Annotated in this window: 12 protein-coding genes; all 12 read right to left on the bottom strand. The window is 46.7% G+C overall.

What is annotated here, in order from left to right:
• Positions 1-50: 50 nt before the first annotated feature.
• Positions 51-1,424, bottom strand: a complete 1,374-nt coding sequence (locus tag H8K52_RS05915) for a formimidoylglutamate deiminase (RefSeq protein ID WP_186921962.1) — start codon at positions 1,422-1,424, stop codon at positions 51-53.
• On the bottom strand, positions 1,421-2,251 hold the full coding sequence (hutG, locus tag H8K52_RS05910) for an N-formylglutamate deformylase (RefSeq protein ID WP_186921961.1): 831 nt from the start codon (positions 2,249-2,251) through the stop codon (positions 1,421-1,423). The genes H8K52_RS05915 and hutG overlap by 4 nt, the downstream gene beginning before the upstream one ends.
• Before the next feature lie 159 nt (positions 2,252-2,410).
• The gene (locus H8K52_RS05905; RefSeq protein WP_186921960.1) at positions 2,411-3,082 is read right to left on the bottom strand and encodes an SPOR domain-containing protein; all 672 of its coding nucleotides are present in this window, start codon (positions 3,080-3,082) and stop codon (positions 2,411-2,413) included.
• A gap of 30 nt (positions 3,083-3,112) precedes the next feature.
• Positions 3,113-3,895, bottom strand: a complete 783-nt coding sequence (locus H8K52_RS05900) for a type III pantothenate kinase (protein ID WP_186921959.1) — start codon at positions 3,893-3,895, stop codon at positions 3,113-3,115.
• A 57-nt stretch (positions 3,896-3,952) separates the two neighbouring features.
• Positions 3,953-4,756, bottom strand: coding sequence for a biotin--[acetyl-CoA-carboxylase] ligase (locus H8K52_RS05895; protein ID WP_246464304.1), 804 nt, complete (start codon positions 4,754-4,756; stop codon positions 3,953-3,955).
• A gap of 147 nt (positions 4,757-4,903) precedes the next feature.
• On the bottom strand, positions 4,904-9,133 hold the full coding sequence (gene rpoC / locus H8K52_RS05890) for a DNA-directed RNA polymerase subunit beta' (RefSeq protein ID WP_186921958.1): 4,230 nt from the start codon (positions 9,131-9,133) through the stop codon (positions 4,904-4,906).
• Positions 9,134-9,363: 230 nt separating this feature from the next.
• Positions 9,364-13,470 carry a DNA-directed RNA polymerase subunit beta gene (gene rpoB / locus H8K52_RS05885; RefSeq protein WP_186921957.1) on the bottom strand — a complete coding sequence of 1,369 codons (4,107 nt, stop codon included), beginning with the start codon at positions 13,468-13,470 and terminating at the stop codon, positions 9,364-9,366.
• A gap of 261 nt (positions 13,471-13,731) precedes the next feature.
• A complete protein-coding gene (gene rplL / locus H8K52_RS05880) occupies positions 13,732-14,103 on the bottom strand; it encodes a 50S ribosomal protein L7/L12 (RefSeq protein ID WP_186921956.1) in 372 nt (123 codons plus the stop codon).
• 50 nt (positions 14,104-14,153) lie between these two features.
• Positions 14,154-14,690, bottom strand: coding sequence for a 50S ribosomal protein L10 (gene rplJ, locus H8K52_RS05875; protein WP_186921955.1), 537 nt, complete (start codon positions 14,688-14,690; stop codon positions 14,154-14,156).
• 305 nt (positions 14,691-14,995) lie between these two features.
• Positions 14,996-15,691: a 50S ribosomal protein L1 gene (rplA, locus tag H8K52_RS05870; RefSeq protein WP_186921954.1), complete on the bottom strand. Its 696-nt coding sequence runs from the start codon at positions 15,689-15,691 to the stop codon at positions 14,996-14,998.
• Entirely contained in the window at positions 15,691-16,122 is a 432-nt protein-coding gene (rplK, locus tag H8K52_RS05865; protein WP_186891709.1) for a 50S ribosomal protein L11, read from the bottom strand. Before rplK ends, rplA begins: the two co-directional genes overlap by 1 nt.
• A 124-nt stretch (positions 16,123-16,246) precedes the next feature.
• Positions 16,247-16,816, bottom strand: coding sequence for a transcription termination/antitermination protein NusG (gene nusG, locus H8K52_RS05860; protein WP_246464313.1), 570 nt, complete (start codon positions 16,814-16,816; stop codon positions 16,247-16,249).
• Positions 16,817-16,834: the final 18 nt, after the last annotated feature.

Below are 16,834 nucleotides of genomic sequence, written 5' to 3'. Positions count from 1 at the left end.
TTATCGTTTTTTTACTTCGTTTTTATTGTCACACCTCAAAAGCAGCGCGATTACAGCTGCCGCAACTGCCGCATACATTGGACATAATCTGCATTGATCTGTGTCTGATCGCGATGGCGGCCTGCGGCAACGACCTGTTGACCTCCAACATACACATCACGAATAAGATTATCGTTACCGGTAAACACCACGCTGCTCAAGACATCCGCCACATCTAGACCTTGTAAATTCGGATGCTGATCATCAAAGATAATGAAGTCGGCGCGACAGTTAGTTTGTAGTTGTCCGACTTTGCGACCAGAAGCTTGTGCGCCACCGTGCAAACACTGCTGCCACAAGAAATCAGCGACGCGTCTTTGTCCTTTGACACTGGCGATATTACGGCCTTGCGCTTTCAAACGCTGCCCATATTCCAGCCAACGAATTTCTTCCACCACACTCTGCGAGGCATGACTATCGGTACCGATACCAAATCGCCCTTGCGCGGCGATATAGTCAGGCAATTCAAAAAAGCCATCGCCGAGATTACCCTCGGTCGAGGTGCAAATCCCAGCGACAGATTGACTTGCCGCCATGCTCGCCACTTCCTGTTGATTCAAATGCGTTGCATGCACTAAGCACCAGCGTTCATCGACAGTTTGCGTATCAAATAAAAGTTCAACCGGACGCATACCTGTCGCTGCCACGCAAGCATTCACTTCGCGCATTTGTTCTGCGATATGAATATGAATCGGTCTTGCGCTCGGCAAGGCCGCTACCAACTCGCGAATCTGATCTGTGCTGGCTGCACGTAAGGAATGCGGTGCCACGCCTACTTCAACTTGCACATTTCTTTGTGTTTCCAATGCTTGGATGATCTGCAGAATTTGATCGACGTTGGTATTAAAACGTCTTTGATCTTCGCGCAATGGTAATTGCTTAAAATCCGCAAAGCTATACAGCACTGGCAACATCGTGATGCCCATACCAGTATTATTAGCGGCGGCAACTACTTGTTTTGATGTCTCGGCGATGTCGGCATAAAATTCACCATTGGGCGCACGATGTACGTAGTGGAATTCACATACAGACGTGTAACCGTGCCGCAAACATTCGGAATACAACTGCGCCGCAATTGCTTGCATTTGTTCGGGTGAAATTGCCAAGGCATAGCGATACATCAAATCGCGCCAAGTCCAAAAACTATCCGGCCCTTCACCCGCAATCTCCGTCATACCGGCCATCGCTCTCTGAAAAGCATGAGAATGCAGGTTGGTCATGCCGGGTGATACGAAGCTATGTTGCACTTCATACGCTGTCGCCACCGCATTCAATTCTATCTGTGTGAAATCCCCGTCGGCATTCCAGTGCAAACGAACATTGCTAGTCCAGCCAGACGGTAATAAAGCATTTTTTGCATAGATTGACTGTTGTGGTGTACTCATGATGACTTTCCTATGCTCTTTGCCTGTGCGTTCTGCTGCGCCCACTGCAAACAGGCTTGCAGTAAGTCTTTCAATAGCGGTTGGATTTGTGCTGCCAGATCAGGGCGGTAGCCAAATGGCTGCGTTTCGTCCATATAAACGCACTGACTCATTTCCAATTGCACCGCATGAATATGCTGCGTTGGCTGTCCATAATGACGGGTAATGTGCCCGCCTTTAAAACGGCCATTGAAAACATGGGTGTAAGACGTCGCTCCTGTTTGCATGACATTTGCCAATGCATTTTGCAAGCTTGCATCACAAGACTTCTGATCCGCAGTACCGAAGTTTAAATCCGGTAAACGTCCTGTAAAAAAACGTGGCACTTGTGACGCTATCGAGTGCGCATCCCACAAAATCGCGATGCCATGCACCTCGACCAAACGGGCTAATTCAGCTTGTAATTGTTGGTGATAAGGCTGCCAATAATCTTGAATACGGTTCTGTACTTCTTCCGCATTGGGACCGATACCATTGCGATACAAGGCTTGTTTCGCGAAAGTATCGAGCGGACAAAGACCCGTGGTATCTTGCCCGGGATAGAGGTTCTTATCATCCGATGGACGATTCAAATCGATCACATAACGCGAATATCTGGCGTGAATACAAGAAGCGCCGAGTTCATCGAGCATGTTATAGAGCAGGGGCAAATGCCAATCGGTGTCGGCCTTAATCTCTGCGACTGGATTGAGTTGAGCTGCGATATGGGCAGGGATTTCTGTTCCGACATGCGGCATAGAAATCAATAGTGGGATTTGTCCCTGTTTGAAATGAAAGGCGGCAGACATGCTATTTCTCTCTGATTTTCTTGAGGTTTTTTGAATTCTTTTGATTTTTTTGGTATCTAGTTGGACAGTGATCACGAATCAAGAGCCATCAACATGATAACGCCAGCAGCCAAGTCAGGTTCATGACGCCACCCCATTAACAACAAACAGACTTTGTCCTTACTCCGTCTTGGACGCACATTCATGGCTCTGCGCGTTAACAAAACCCGACTTAATTTGTTCGACCAATTGTTTTTCTTCTGGGTTCAAATCTTGCAAACGATAACTCACTTTTGCAGCGCTCACCGTACGCGGTGCTAGCTTGGCTTCTTTCAATCCTTTTTTCTGCAAATTGGCTAGATGGGCTTTCGCTGCTTCGGGGGTTTTGAATACGCCCATAGAAATCGCCCACCGCATTGGCGTTTGGTCTTGCACAATATAAAACTCGCTGAATCCTAGTTTACGAATCTGCGCCGCTTTCTTTTCTGCTGCATCTTTGCTGCCGAGTGTCGGGATGTACACCATATTCGTTGCGACCTCTGCCAACTCAGTGCGGGTCAATCGTGTCGCCAGCGACAGTGTCTTAATTTTCTCATCAAAACTCTTACTGTCGGCTGCGGTAAAACCACTTAAATCAAGACAAGCTAAAACGGGCTCAGCCTTTTTTGTTTGTGCTTCGATCAGATCTTGTGCGACATTCGCACTCATCAATTTAATATTGTCGGCATTTTTCTCCAACTTCATGCGCGATGGTTCACGCTCCTCGCTCGACCACTTCCCTAAGTACCCTAGATTCAAGGCCAGCAGTAGCGCATTAACGATCAAAAAAATTAGAAAAAAGAATCTCAACATAATGTATTTTCTCAATGAAGTGCTTGCATATCACGACGATTTGGCGGCGATCCATAAACCAGTCAACACCAGATTCTCAACATCTTGCCAATGAAATGGCTGGAGTTGTTGAAGTTGTCTGAGTTGTGGCACCAAGTAGGGTGCGGCTCCGCCTGAAATGATTAGCTTCACTGGTTTGCCACACCGATGCGCTAAATGTTGTACGGCGCACTGCATAGCACCGATTTGTGCATGCAGGCAACCACTAGCAATCGCTTGATCGGTCTGCGTGGCGAACACATCCAACGAGTCCGCATGCAGTGCTATCTGCGGTAATTGAGCGGTGTTGTTTGCTAAGGCGCTTGCCATCAATTGGAGGCCAGGGAGAATCATGCCACCCAAAAAATCTCCTTGAGCCGTGATCGCGTCTATCGTTGTCGCCGTGCCGCAGGTAGCTACCACTACATCATCACCGGGAAAACTATAATGCGCAGCGATCGCTGACGCAAAACGGTCAGCACCTAATTTGGCAGGATCGCGATATCGATTTTGCACACCAGGCACCGCATCAGCAGCATTGAAATATTCGATGAGTAAGTCGGGATACTGGGTCAGTACCAATTGTTCTATACGTTGCTGTAAAGCCGCACCGGCGACATTGGATATCTTACAACGCACGAAATCGTGATGACTGATCGATTGCGCCAATTGTTCAAACCCTTGGTGCGATACGGAACCAATGGCATCCCAGGGAGCGGGGAACTGCAAAGGAGCATCGATCGGCACACATGCCCATTTCACCCTGGTGTTACCGGCATCGATCAATAGGAGCATGGGACGTTTTTCTATCATTTGGATTTATGACCAAGCCGGAAAACGGAAATAAGCATTTTACGGCAAAGGCCGCAAAGAGACATCCCCAGAATGAATCAAAACTTCCCCTTTTTCCGTTTGCAAGATCAAACAACCTTGTTGATCCACGCCAAGCGCAATGCCTTGCTGCAATACCGTTTGCTGATCAATAATCATCACTGCCTGATTTGCGTGAGCATGCAGACGATTCCAACGATCGACAAAGGCGGCAAATCCTTGCGTGGAAAACTCTATCAAGGCAGCCTGTAAAGCTTGTAGCAATTGCGCGACCAATTGATTTCTGTCCATTTGTGCTAGCCACGCGGCATCGGCAACAGCTTGTCCTATGCGTTGCTCTAATTCATCAGGTACACGCAAATTTAGCCCTATGCCTATGATAGCCCAGCTACTGCCCGCACTACTGACTTGCGATTCCACCAAAATACCTGCTAGTTTTTTTGATTCTTTCAACAGGTCATTTGGCCATTTTAATTTTACCGGTACCCCGAGTTGCTGCAGGCGTTCAGCGATGGCGACACCAACAGCTAAAGGCAAACCTATCAATCCCTGCACACCGGACTGGAATTCCCATGCCAACGAAAAAGTCAACACACCATCGGGTGTCGACAACCAGCTGCGACCAGCACGGCCTTTACCTGCAGTCTGGTGACGCGCCAACAGCAATGTCGGGGTTTGTAAATTCTTGGCTCTTTGCATCAGATCTGCGTTGGTTGAACCAGTCTGCTCCACCACTTCTATTTGGAGAGAAGGATATTCGTTAGCCTGATTGAGCTGGTATAAGGCCTGCTCAATCGCTTTAGCTTCTAAGCGCATACTTTCCATACTTTCCTTACTAACTCTGTACTTCTGTCAGCTTCCAATTCAATACCTGAATCATCTTATTCTCTGAAACCCTACAATCAAAAACAAAAACGGCACCGCAGAAACTCTACGGTGCCGTTTTCAAGTCTGACTGACTCGCGCTACAACTTACGCTTCGTCAGTATTCACATCAATAGCAACGACTTCGGCTGCTGGTGCGAAGATTTCTTTTTCAGCTTGCAATAAGGCTGCGCGCTCATCGGCTTCCCAAGACTCTTTCATCTTGCGTGCACGGTGATACGCTAAACCTGTACCAGCTGGAATCAAACGACCAACAATGACGTTTTCTTTCAAACCGCGCAATGTATCTTTCTTGCCCATAATCGCTGCTTCGGTGAGAACACGTGTGGTCTCTTGGAAGGAAGCGGCAGAGATGAAAGAATCTGTCGACAAGGAAGCTTTCGTAATACCGAGCAAAATATTTTCATACGTTGCAGGAATACCGCCAGCAGCAAGCACACGATCATTTTCACCGAGCAAATCAGAACGTTCAACTTGTTCGCCCATGATGTAGTTAGCATCACCTGGATTGACAACGACAACACGACGCAACATTTGACGCACGATCACTTCAATGTGCTTGTCATTGATCTTAACGCCTTGCAAGCGATAAACGTCTTGGACTTCGTCAACGATGTAACGCGCCAAAGCTTCGATACCCAACAAGCGCAAAATGTCTTGTGGATCAGCTGGGCCGTCGACAATCATCTCACCTTTGTTCACAACTTGACCGTCATGCACCAAGACTTGTTTATCTTTGGTGATCAGGAATTCATGCTTCTGACCATCCATGTCAGTGATTTCCAGACGTTGCTTACCTTTGGTTTCTTTACCAAACGCCACCGTACCAGTCACTTCTGCCAACATACCTGCGTCTTTTGGTGAACGTGCTTCAAACAACTCAGCAACACGTGGGAGACCACCGGTAATATCACGCGTTTTTTGTGATTCAGTTGGGATACGCGCCAAGACTTCACCAACGTGAACTTGTTGACCGTCTTTCACAGTAATCAAAGCACCAACTTGGAAACCGATCGTTACCGCATGCTCAGTGCCAGAAATTTTCACTTCTTCACCAGCTTCGTTCAACAATTTAACTTGTGGACGCAAACTCTTACCCGCTGCAGAACCACGACGTTTCGCATCGATTACCACCAGTGTGGACAAACCAGTGACATCATCAACCTGCTTAGCAACAGTCACGCCTTCTTCGACGTTCTCAAACTTCACCTGACCTGTGTACTCAGTAATGATAGGACGTGTCAATGGATCCCATGTCGCCAAATCTGTACCAGCCTTGATCGTCATGCCGTCTTTCACGATCAATGTCGCACCGTAAGGAACTTTATGACGTTCACGTTCACGACCATGATCGTCTGTAATCAAGACTTCACCAGAACGGGAAATCACGATTTGATCGCCTTTGCCATTCGTGACATAACGCATCGTCGCTGTGAAACGAATCGTACCGTTAGATTTTGCTTCCACAGAAGAAGCGATCGCTGCACGAGAAGCCGCACCACCGATGTGGAACGTACGCATCGTCAACTGTGTACCAGGTTCACCGATAGACTGGGCCGCAATAACACCAACTGCTTCACCTGCATTTACCATCGCACCGCGACCAAGATCACGACCGTAACACATTGCGCACAAACCGTAGCGTGTGTCACATGTCAATGGTGTGCGAACTTTCACTTCATCGATGCCCAAGGCTTCGATTTCTTCGACCATAAATTCGTCGAGCAACGTACCAGCAGCATACAAAGTTTCTTGTGTTTCTGGATTAACGATGTCGTTTGCAGCAACGCGACCCAAGATCAAATCACGCAAAGGCACGTTAACTTCACCGCCTTCAACGATGGCCTTCATGGAAGCGCCGTTCGATGTACCGCAGTCGTCCTCAATAACAACCAAATCTTGGGTAACGTCGACCAGACGACGCGTCAAGTAACCGGAGTTCGCTGTTTTCAACGCCGTATCTGCCAGACCTTTACGTGCACCGTGAGTGGAAATAAAGTACTGCAAAACGTTCAGACCTTCGCGGAAGTTCGCGGTAATCGGCGTTTCAATAATGGAGCCGTCTGGTTTTGCCATCAGACCACGCATACCTGCCAACTGACGAATCTGTGCTGCAGAACCACGCGCACCGGAGTCAGCCATCATGTAAATCGCGTTGAAAGATTCTTGTGTACCAACTGTGCCATCACGACGGGTTACTGGTTCAACTTTGAGTTGTTCCATCATCGCCTTGCCGACTTCATCACCGGTCTTACCCCAAATATCAACAACCTTGTTGTAACGTTCGCCAGCAGTGACCAAACCGGACGCATATTGCTGTTCGATCTGTTTAACTTCGTGCTCAGCCGCAGCCAACAAAGTGACTTTTTGTGGTGGTACCAACATGTCGTCGATACAAATAGAAATACCAGCGCGAGTCGCCAAACGGAAACCAGACTGCATCAATTGATCGGCAAACACCACCGTCGCGCGCAAACCGCACTTACGGAAGGACGTATCGATCAACTTAGAAATTTCTTTCTTCTTCAACGGACGATTCAAGACTGAGAATGGCAAGCCTTTTGGCAAGATTTCAGACAAGATCGCACGACCAACTGTGGTTTCGTAACGCTTAACTGTCTTAACGAATTCGCCAGTTGCTTTGTCTTTTGGATATTCAGTAATACGTACGGTAATACGTGTCGCCAATTCCACTTCTTTGTTATCCCAAGCACGAATCGCTTCAGAAACGTCTGGGAACATCATACCCTCGCCCTTGCCATTGATGGCTTCACGGGATGCATAGTAGAGACCCAACACGATATCTTGAGAAGGCACAATAGATGGTTCACCGTTTGATGGGAACAAAATATTGTTAGAAGCGAGCATCAATGTGCGTGCTTCCATTTGTGCTTCGATAGACAAAGGAACGTGAACCGCCATTTGGTCACCGTCAAAGTCGGCATTGAAAGCCGCGCAGACGAGTGGGTGCAATTGGATCGCTTTACCTTCAATCAAGACTGGCTCAAACGCTTGAATACCTAAACGGTGCAAGGTTGGCGCACGGTTCAACATGATTGGATGTTCGCGAATGACTTCTTCCAAGATATCCCAAACCACTGGCTCTTGAATTTCAACGAGTTTTTTCGCTGCTTTGATCGTAGTCGCTAAACCCAACAATTCCAATTTATTGAAAATGAATGGTTTGAATAATTCCAAAGCCATCAATTTTGGCAAACCGCATTGATGCAATTTCAGTTGTGGACCAACCACGATAACGGAGCGACCAGAGTAATCGACGCGCTTACCCAACAAGTTTTGACGGAAACGACCGCCCTTACCTTTGATCATCTCAGCGAGAGATTTCAATGGACGCTTGTTCGCACCAGTCATTGCTTTACCGCGACGACCATTGTCTAACAAGGAGTCGACCGCTTCTTGCAACATACGCTTTTCATTGCGCGTAATGATTTCCGGAGCGCGCAATTCCATCAGGCGCTTCAAACGGTTATTACGGTTAATGACGCGACGATACAAATCGTTCAAATCGGAAGTCGCAAAACGACCACCATCCAATGGTACCAATGGACGCAATTCTGGCGGCAATACAGGCAACACTTCCATGATCATCCAGTCTGGCTTAATGCCAGAACGTTGGAATGCTTCCAATACTTTCAAACGCTTGGAATACTTTTTGATCTTCGCTTCGGATTTGGATTCTTTGAGTTCTGTACGCAAAGTTTCTGCATCACGATCGATATCGATAGAGCGCAACAATTCACGGATACCTTCTGCACCCATGAACGCGGTGAATTCATCACCATGCTCTTCGTACTTCGCTGCGTAATCATCTTCAGACATGATCTGGCATTTTTTCAGCGGAGTCATACCTGGATCGGTGACTACATACGCTTCAAAATACAAAACGCGTTCGATATCGCGCAAAGTCATATCGAGCACCATACCCAAACGGGATGGCAAGGATTTCAAGAACCAGATGTGGGCAGTTGGGGAAGCCAATTCGATATGGCCCATACGTTCACGACGCACTTTTGCCAAAGTTACCTCAACGCCGCACTTTTCGCAGATGACACCGCGATGCTTCAAACGCTTGTACTTACCGCACAGGCATTCGTAATCTTTGATTGGGCCAAAAATTTTCGCGCAGAACAAACCATCACGTTCAGGTTTGAACGTACGGTAGTTAATTGTTTCTGGCTTTTTTACTTCGCCATAGGACCATGAACGGATTTTTTCTGGAGACGCGAGACCAATTTTGATCGCGTCGAATTGTTCATTGGGCTGAACTTGCTTGAATAGATCGAGCAGGGCTTTCATGTATATCACTCCAGTGAAGAGTTGAATCGCTTAAAGCTGACGAGTTAATTAACTAACTTTAGGTTTAACCCTGTTCGCAATAACGGGAGAGCCTGATCGACATCGTGTTCGACACAAGTTCCGCTACTACCGGGAACAAAAAGCACAGAAAATTAAGACCCATCTGAATGACCAACGCCCGAAATGAATTCGGGCGAAGGTTTGCTACCAATTTACTAATTTAAAACTAATTAATTACGTTCTAGATCGATATCGATACCCAAAGAGCGGATCTCTTTCACGAGAACGTTGAACGACTCTGGCATACCAGCATCGATCACGTGATCACCCTTGACGAGATTTTCGTACACTTTGGTACGGCCATTCACGTCATCGGACTTCACAGTCAACATCTCTTGCAAGACGTAAGACGCGCCATATGCTTCGAGTGCCCACACCTCCATCTCACCGAAACGCTGACCACCGAATTGTGCTTTACCGCCCAATGGTTGCTGAGTAACGAGAGAGTAAGGTCCAGTCGAACGTGCATGCATTTTGTCATCGACCAAATGGTGCAATTTCAACATGTGCATGTAACCGACGGTGACATTACGCTCGAAAGCTTCACCAGTACGACCATCATACAAAGTGACTTGATTCTTCGAAGGCGTCATACCGAGTTGTTTTGCGATATGGTCTGGGTATGCCAAATCCAACATGCGGCGAATTTCACTTTCATGCGCACCGTCAAACACTGGTGTCGCGAAAGGTACGCCTTTTTTCAAGTTGGAAGTCAATTCCAGGATTTCGCTATCTGACAAACCATCGATGTCTTCTGTCTTACCAGATTCGTTATAGATCTGCTTCAAGAAACCGCGAATTTCTTCGACTTTTGCCTTAGCATTCAACATCTCACCGATACGCAATCCCAAGCCTTTAGCTGCCCAACCTAAGTGGACTTCCAAAACCTGACCCACGTTCATACGTGAAGGAACACCCAATGGGTTCAACACGATGTCAGCTGGTGTACCGTCAGCCATGTAAGGCATATCTTCAACCGGAACAATGCGTGAAACCACACCCTTGTTACCGTGACGACCCGCCATCTTGTCACCTGGTTGCAAACGACGTTTAACAGCTAAGTAAACCTTAACCATTTTTTGTACGCCTGGTGGCAACTCATCGCCTTGCGTCAATTTAGTACGCTTCTCTTCAAACGCCAGATCAAACTGGTGACGTTTTTCAGCGATAGAATCTTTAATCGCTTCGATAGAACGTGCTGCATCTTCATCCGCTGGGCGAATATCGAACCAGTGATACTTATCAACTTCTGCTAAGTATTCCTTAGTGATCGTTGCGCCTTTAGCCAATTTATTTGGACCACCGTTAGCAACTTTACCGACCAACATACGTTGCAAACGTTCGAAAGCATCACCTTCAACAATACGCAACTGATCGTTCAAATCGAGGCGATAGCGCTTCAATTCATCATCGATAATTTGTTGAGCACGTTTGTCGCGTTGGATACCTTCACGTGTGAAGACTTGAACGTCGATAACTGTACCTACCATGCCAGAAGGCACGCGCAAGGATGTGTCTTTAACGTCAGATGCTTTTTCACCGAAGATTGCGCGCAAGAGTTTTTCTTCTGGCGTCAATTGTGTTTCGCCTTTTGGCGTCACTTTACCGACCAGCGTATCACCAGCAGTCACTTCCGCACCGATGTACACGATACCGGATTCATCCAGACGCGCTAATTGATTTTCAGCGAGGTTAGAGATATCACGTGTGATTTCTTCCGCACCCAACTTCGTATCACGAGCAACAGCAGACAACTCTTCGATATGAATCGATGTGTAGCGATCATCAGCAACAACTTTTTCAGAGATCAAAATCGAATCTTCGAAGTTGTAACCGTTCCATGGCATAAACGCGATCAACATATTTTGACCGAGCGCCAATTCACCCAAATCGGTGGAAGCGCCGTCAGCCAATACGTCACCCTTAGCAACAATATCGCCAACTTTCACGATAGGACGTTGGTTAATGTTCGTATTTTGGTTAGAACGTGTGTACTTGATCAAGTTGTAGATATCTACACCGACTTCACCCGCTTGTGCTTCCGCGTCATTAACACGAATAACAATACGACCTGCATCGATGTAATCAACTTTACCGCCGCGCAATGCTTGTACTGTAGTACCTGAATCGACCGCAACTGTGCGTTCGATACCTGTACCGACTAATGCTTTTTCTGGACGCAAGCAAGGAACTGCTTGACGTTGCATGTTGGCACCCATCAACGCGCGGTTCGCATCATCGTGTTCCAAGAATGGAATCAAAGATGCCGCAACAGAAACGACCTGACCTGTCGCAACGTCCATGTATTGAACGCGTTCAGGGGAAACCAGAATCGTTTCACCAGCTTGACGAGAGGATACCAACTCATCGCTCAAACTACCGTTCGCGTCGATCGTTGCATTCGCCTGAGCGATGATGTAACGACCTTCTTCAATCGCGGACAAATAATCGATCTGGTTTGTAATTTTGCCTTCGATAACTTTACGGTATGGCGTTTCCAAGAAACCGTATTCGTTCAAACGCGCATATAAAGCCAACGAGTTGATCAAACCAATGTTTGGTCCCTCTGGTGTTTCAATTGGGCAAACGCGACCATAGTGAGTTGGATGAACGTCACGTACCTCAAAGCCCGCACGTTCACGTGTCAAACCACCAGGTCCCAAAGCAGAAATACGACGCTTATGCGTGATCTCAGACAACGGGTTAGTTTGATCCATAAACTGAGACAACTGTGAGGAGCCGAAGAATTCACGGATCGCTGCAGAAATCGGCTTAGAGTTGATCAAATCATGCGGCATCAAATTATCTGCCTCAGCTTGACCCAAACGTTCTTTCACTGCGCGCTCAACGCGAACTAAACCAGCACGGAATTGATTCTCAGCCAATTCACCAACGCAACGTACACGACGGTTACCTAAGTGATCGATATCATCGACTTCACCGCGACCATTGCGCAACTCAACCAAGATCTTAATCACTGCCAGAACGTCGTCATCCGACAAAGTCATTGCGCCAGTCAATTCATCACGACCAATGCGGCGGTTGAACTTCATACGACCGACTGCAGACAAATCGTAACGATCTTCGTTGTAGAACAAGCCGTTAAACAAAGCCTCAACAGAATCTTCTGTTGGTGGTTCACCAGGACGCATCATGCGGTAGATCGCTACACGCGCTGCCATTTGATCAGCGGTGTCATCGGCACGCAGAGTTTGAGAAATGTACGCACCTTGATCGAGATCATTGGTGTACAAAGTCTGAATATCAGTGATCTTTGCATCGCGCAATTTTGCCAACAATTCTTCTGTCAACTCATCGTTCGCGTTCGCAACCACTTCACCAGTATCCGCATCGACGATATTTTTCGCCAATACACGACCGAGCAAATAGTCTTCAGGCACGGAAATCATCTTGATACCAGCGGATTCGATTTCACGCACATGCTTGGAATTGATACGCTTGTCTTTCGCAACGATCAACTTACCAGCTTTGTCAGAGATATCAAAACGCGCAACTTCACCGCGCAGACGTTCTGCGACAAATTCCATTTCCGCGCCATCGCTATGCAAGCCGAAATTATCAAAGACAAAGAAGTTCGCCAAGATCTGTTCATTTGTCATGCCGATAGCACGCAACAAAATCGTGACAGGCATCTTACGACGACGGTCAATACGGAAGAACAGAATATCTTTGGGATCGAATTCGAAATCGAGCCATGAGCCACGGTAAGGAATAATCCGTGCTGAGAACAGCAATTTACCGGAAGAATGTGTCTTGCCGCGATCATGCTCAAAGAACACACCTGGTGAACGGTGCAACTGAGACACGATAACGCGCTCAGTACCGTTAATCACAAAAGAACCCGTGTTGGTCATAAGCGGTAATTCGCCCATGTACACTTCTTGCTCTTTCATTTCTTTAACGACAGGCTTGGTTGGAGATTCTTTATCAAGGATCACCAAACGCACTTTGGCACGCAAAGGAGAAGCAAATGTCAAACCGCGCAATTGACATTCCTTGACGTCAAAGGCTGGATCGCCTAAAACGTAGGATAGAAATTCTAAACGAGCGAACCCATTGTGCGACACGATCGGAAATATCGATGTAAAGGCCGATTGAAGACCTTCGTTTTTACGAACAGACGCAACTTTGTCTTGCTGTAAAAAACTATGATATGACTCGAGCTGGGTCGCCAGCAGGAACGGAACGTGGTGGACGTTAGCGCGTTTCGCAAAAGATTTGCGAATGCGCTTCTTCTCAGTAAATGAGTAGTGCATGGACACTCCGTGAGTGGCAAGGAAGGATGGAGAATTCAGATTTCAAAACTTTTTTCCAGGTAAATGACACTACAAGAAAAACCATCAAGAAACCTCAAGTCTCAGCCCTCACCTTATGAGATTCGGCTTAGGAAATTTCAACAAACTTACAAAATATTCTGCCGTGAGAACGACAGAGAAGCCAAAGAGGAACCTTCTCTTGCAAGAAGATTCCTTCCTTTGACTTAGGCAAACTCGAAAGTCTGCCAGTATAACATGGAATTACTTGATGTCTGCTTTCGCACCAGCTTCTTCCAATTTCTTCTTAGCAGCTTCAGCATCCGCTTTAGAAACAGCTTCTTTAACTGTTTTTGGCGCGCCATCAACTACGTCTTTAGCTTCTTTCAAGCCCAGACCAGTCAATTCACGAACTGCTTTAATTACGCCAACTTTATTTGCGCCAACTTCAGACAAAATAACGTTGAATTCTGTTTGCTCTTCAACAGCAGCAGCAGCAGCACCAGCAGCTGGGCCAGCTGACATTGCAGCAGCGGAAACGCCAAATTTTTCTTCGAATGCCTTAACCAAGTCGTTCAAGTCCATTACGGACATCGCGCCTACGGCTTCCAGGATATCGTCTTTGCTAATTGCCATTTGAAACTCCAATATTTAAATTACTATGATTCGGTATTTGACGAAAAATCTTATTCAGCTGCTGCTTCGGCAACTTCTGCTGCCGGTGCTGCTGGTGAACCAGATTCTTGTTTTGCTGCGAGTGCTGCCAAAGCACGTGCGAATGCTGATACAGGAGCCTGCATCATACCCAACACTTGCGCCAACAATACTTCACGAGCAGGAATGCTTGCCAACGCGATAACACCAGCTTTATCCAAAGATTTACCAGCGTAGTTACCAGCTTTAACGACTAACTTGTCATTGCTTTTTGCAAAGTCTTGAACAACTTTAGCAGCAGCAACAGCATCTTCCGAGATCGCATAGATCAACGGACCTGTCATTTCGTTAGCGAGGCTTGCAAATGCAGTTCCCTCTACAGCGCGACGTGCGAGTGTGTTTTTCAACACGCGCATGTATACGCCTTGAGCACGTGCGCTAGCACGTAATTGCGTCAAATGACCGACCTGTATGCCACGGTATTCGGCTACGACGATAGTCTGCGCTTTTGCTACTTTTGCAGAGACTTCGGCGACAACAGCCTTTTTGTCATTCAGATTGAGACTCACGGTCAACCTCCTTAAATGATACTCAGTCGATACACCACAATGATGCACTTCCCTCATATCGTTTCGAACACGGCGTCCGAAGTTAGGAGCTTCACTGGATTACCAGTAGTCACTACAAAACTTGCTCGGGTACACCATCTGCGTTGGGCATCAAGAATCACTTCTCAACAATTAACTTTCTAAACGAATTTAAAAAGCCCAACGGTCTTTGACACTCTGTTTGCCATTACCTACCGAAGCAAATAAAAACAAACAGCCCAAAGATGCGCCATTCACCAAAAAGGTGAATGGACTTAATTCTTAAATTACGCAGACAAATTGATGTGATCAACGCGCACACCAGCACCCATAGTGGATGAGATGGAGATTTTACGCAGATAAACACCTTTGCTTGTTGCTGGCTTAGCTTTGTTCAATGCTTCGATCAAGGCCAACAAGTTCGATTTCAAATCGCCATCAGCGAAAGATTTACGACCGATTGTTGTATGGATGATACCAGCCTTATCAGTACGGTATTGAACTTGACCTGCTTTAGCATTTTTAACTGCTGTTGCAACGTCAGGAGTAACAGTACCAACTTTTGGATTTGGCATCAAACCACGTGGACCCAAAACTTGACCCAAAGTACCAACGATACGCATAGTGTCTGGAGATGCGATCACGATATCAAATGGCATGTCGCCGGCTTTGATACGTTCAGCCAAATCTTCCATACCAACGATATCAGCACCAGCTGCTTTAGCTTCTTCTGCTTTAGCGCCTTGTGCGAAAACCGCTACGCGCACTGTCTTACCTGTACCAGCTGGCAATACAACTGCGCCACGAACAACTTGGTCAGATTTCTTAGGATCAACACCGAGTTGAACAGAAACGTCGATAGATTCGTTGAATTTTGCAGTTGCGCACTCTTTGATCAACGCGATAGCGTTTTCAAATGGGTAAACTTTCAAACGATCTACTTTTGTTTTCAGCAATTTTGCTTTTTTAGATAACTTAGCCATTACAGACCCTCCACCGTGATGCCCATGGAACGAGCAGAACCTGCGATTGTACGCACGGCTGCTTCCATATCAGCTGCAGTCAAATCTTTTTGTTTAACTGTTGCGATTTCCTCGGCTTGCGCGCGAGTGATTTTGCCAACTTTGTCTGTATGCGGCTTAGCAGAACCTTTAGTAATGCCAGCTGCTTTTTTGATCATGTAAGTTGCTGGAGGCGTCTTCATCACGAATGTGAAAGACTTATCAGCAAATGCGGTGATCACAACTGGAATTGGCATACCTGGTTCCATACCTTGAGTCTGCGCGTTAAACGCTTTGCAGAATTCCATGATATTCAAACCACGTTGACCCAATGCTGGACCGATTGGTGGGGATGGATTTGCTTTACCAGCTGGGACTTGCAGCTTGATAAAACCAATAATTTTCTTTGCCATGATGGCTCCTTCTATGGTTGAGTGGTAGCGCCTTTAGATTAAAATTTAATCAAGAGGCTCCTCGCTTTTTTCACCAGCTTTTACATTTCTGTGCGGTGCCAGCCCCGCTTACGACATTTACTACTTATACTTTTTCGACTTGACCGAATTCCAGATCAACTGGGGTTGCACGCCCAAAGATCGTGACATTCACGCGCACTTTGGATTTAGCATAATTCACTTCTTCGACATTGCCGTTGAAGTCTGTGAATGGACCTTCTTTAATACGAACCACTTCACCCACTTCGTACAATACTTTTGGCCTTGGCTTTTCTACACCGTCCTGGACCTGCTGCAGGACTTTTTCAATCTCGTGGCGCGGAATTGGTGCTGGCTTGTTCGATTTACCACCGATAAAACCGGTAACCTTGCTCGTGTTCTTCACCAAATGCCAAGTATCATCAGTCATTTCCATTTCGACGAAAACATAGCTAGGAAACAACCGACGTTCTGTAACACTCTTCTTACCGTTCTTAACTTCTATCACTTCTTCGGTAGGCACCAAAATTTGCCCAAACATATCTTGCATTTCAGCGCGTTCAATGCGCTCCACCAATGCACGATGAACACTTTTCTCCATACCAGAATAGGCGTGGACGGCGTACCATTTTTTTGCAGTCTTTGGGACAGAAACACCAGAGTCTTGCTCTGGCATATCATTCGTATTTTTATC

Origin of the sequence: Affinundibacterium seohonense, assembly GCF_014284305.1 — a bacterium.
GTDB classification, from domain to species: Bacteria; Pseudomonadota; Gammaproteobacteria; order Burkholderiales; family Burkholderiaceae_D; genus Undibacterium; species Undibacterium seohonense.
The sequence above is the reverse complement of the archived record's forward strand: the minus strand, read 5'-3'. Positions and strand labels throughout refer to the sequence as shown.

Bases quoted from the DNA above. Each gene is read 5' to 3' on its own strand.
- H8K52_RS05915 (WP_186921962.1), bottom strand. From the start codon at position 1,424: ATGAGTACACCACAACAGTCAATCTATGCAAAAAATGCTTTATTACCG.
- hutG (WP_186921961.1), bottom strand. From the start codon at position 2,251: ATGTCTGCCGCCTTTCATTTCAAACAGGGACAAATCCCACTATTGATT.
- H8K52_RS05905 (WP_186921960.1), bottom strand. From the start codon at position 3,082: ATGTTGAGATTCTTTTTTCTAATTTTTTTGATCGTTAATGCGCTACTG.
- H8K52_RS05900 (WP_186921959.1), bottom strand. From the start codon at position 3,895: ATGCTCCTATTGATCGATGCCGGTAACACCAGGGTGAAATGGGCATGT.
- H8K52_RS05895 (WP_246464304.1), bottom strand. From the start codon at position 4,756: ATGGAAAGTATGCGCTTAGAAGCTAAAGCGATTGAGCAGGCCTTATAC.
- rpoC (WP_186921958.1), bottom strand. From the start codon at position 9,133: ATGAAAGCCCTGCTCGATCTATTCAAGCAAGTTCAGCCCAATGAACAA.
- rpoB (WP_186921957.1), bottom strand. From the start codon at position 13,470: ATGCACTACTCATTTACTGAGAAGAAGCGCATTCGCAAATCTTTTGCG.
- rplL (WP_186921956.1), bottom strand. From the start codon at position 14,103: ATGGCAATTAGCAAAGACGATATCCTGGAAGCCGTAGGCGCGATGTCC.
- rplA (WP_186921954.1), bottom strand. From the start codon at position 15,691: ATGGCTAAGTTATCTAAAAAAGCAAAATTGCTGAAAACAAAAGTAGAT.
- rplK (WP_186891709.1), bottom strand. From the start codon at position 16,122: ATGGCAAAGAAAATTATTGGTTTTATCAAGCTGCAAGTCCCAGCTGGT.
- nusG (WP_246464313.1), bottom strand. From the start codon at position 16,816: ATGCCAGAGCAAGACTCTGGTGTTTCTGTCCCAAAGACTGCAAAAAAA.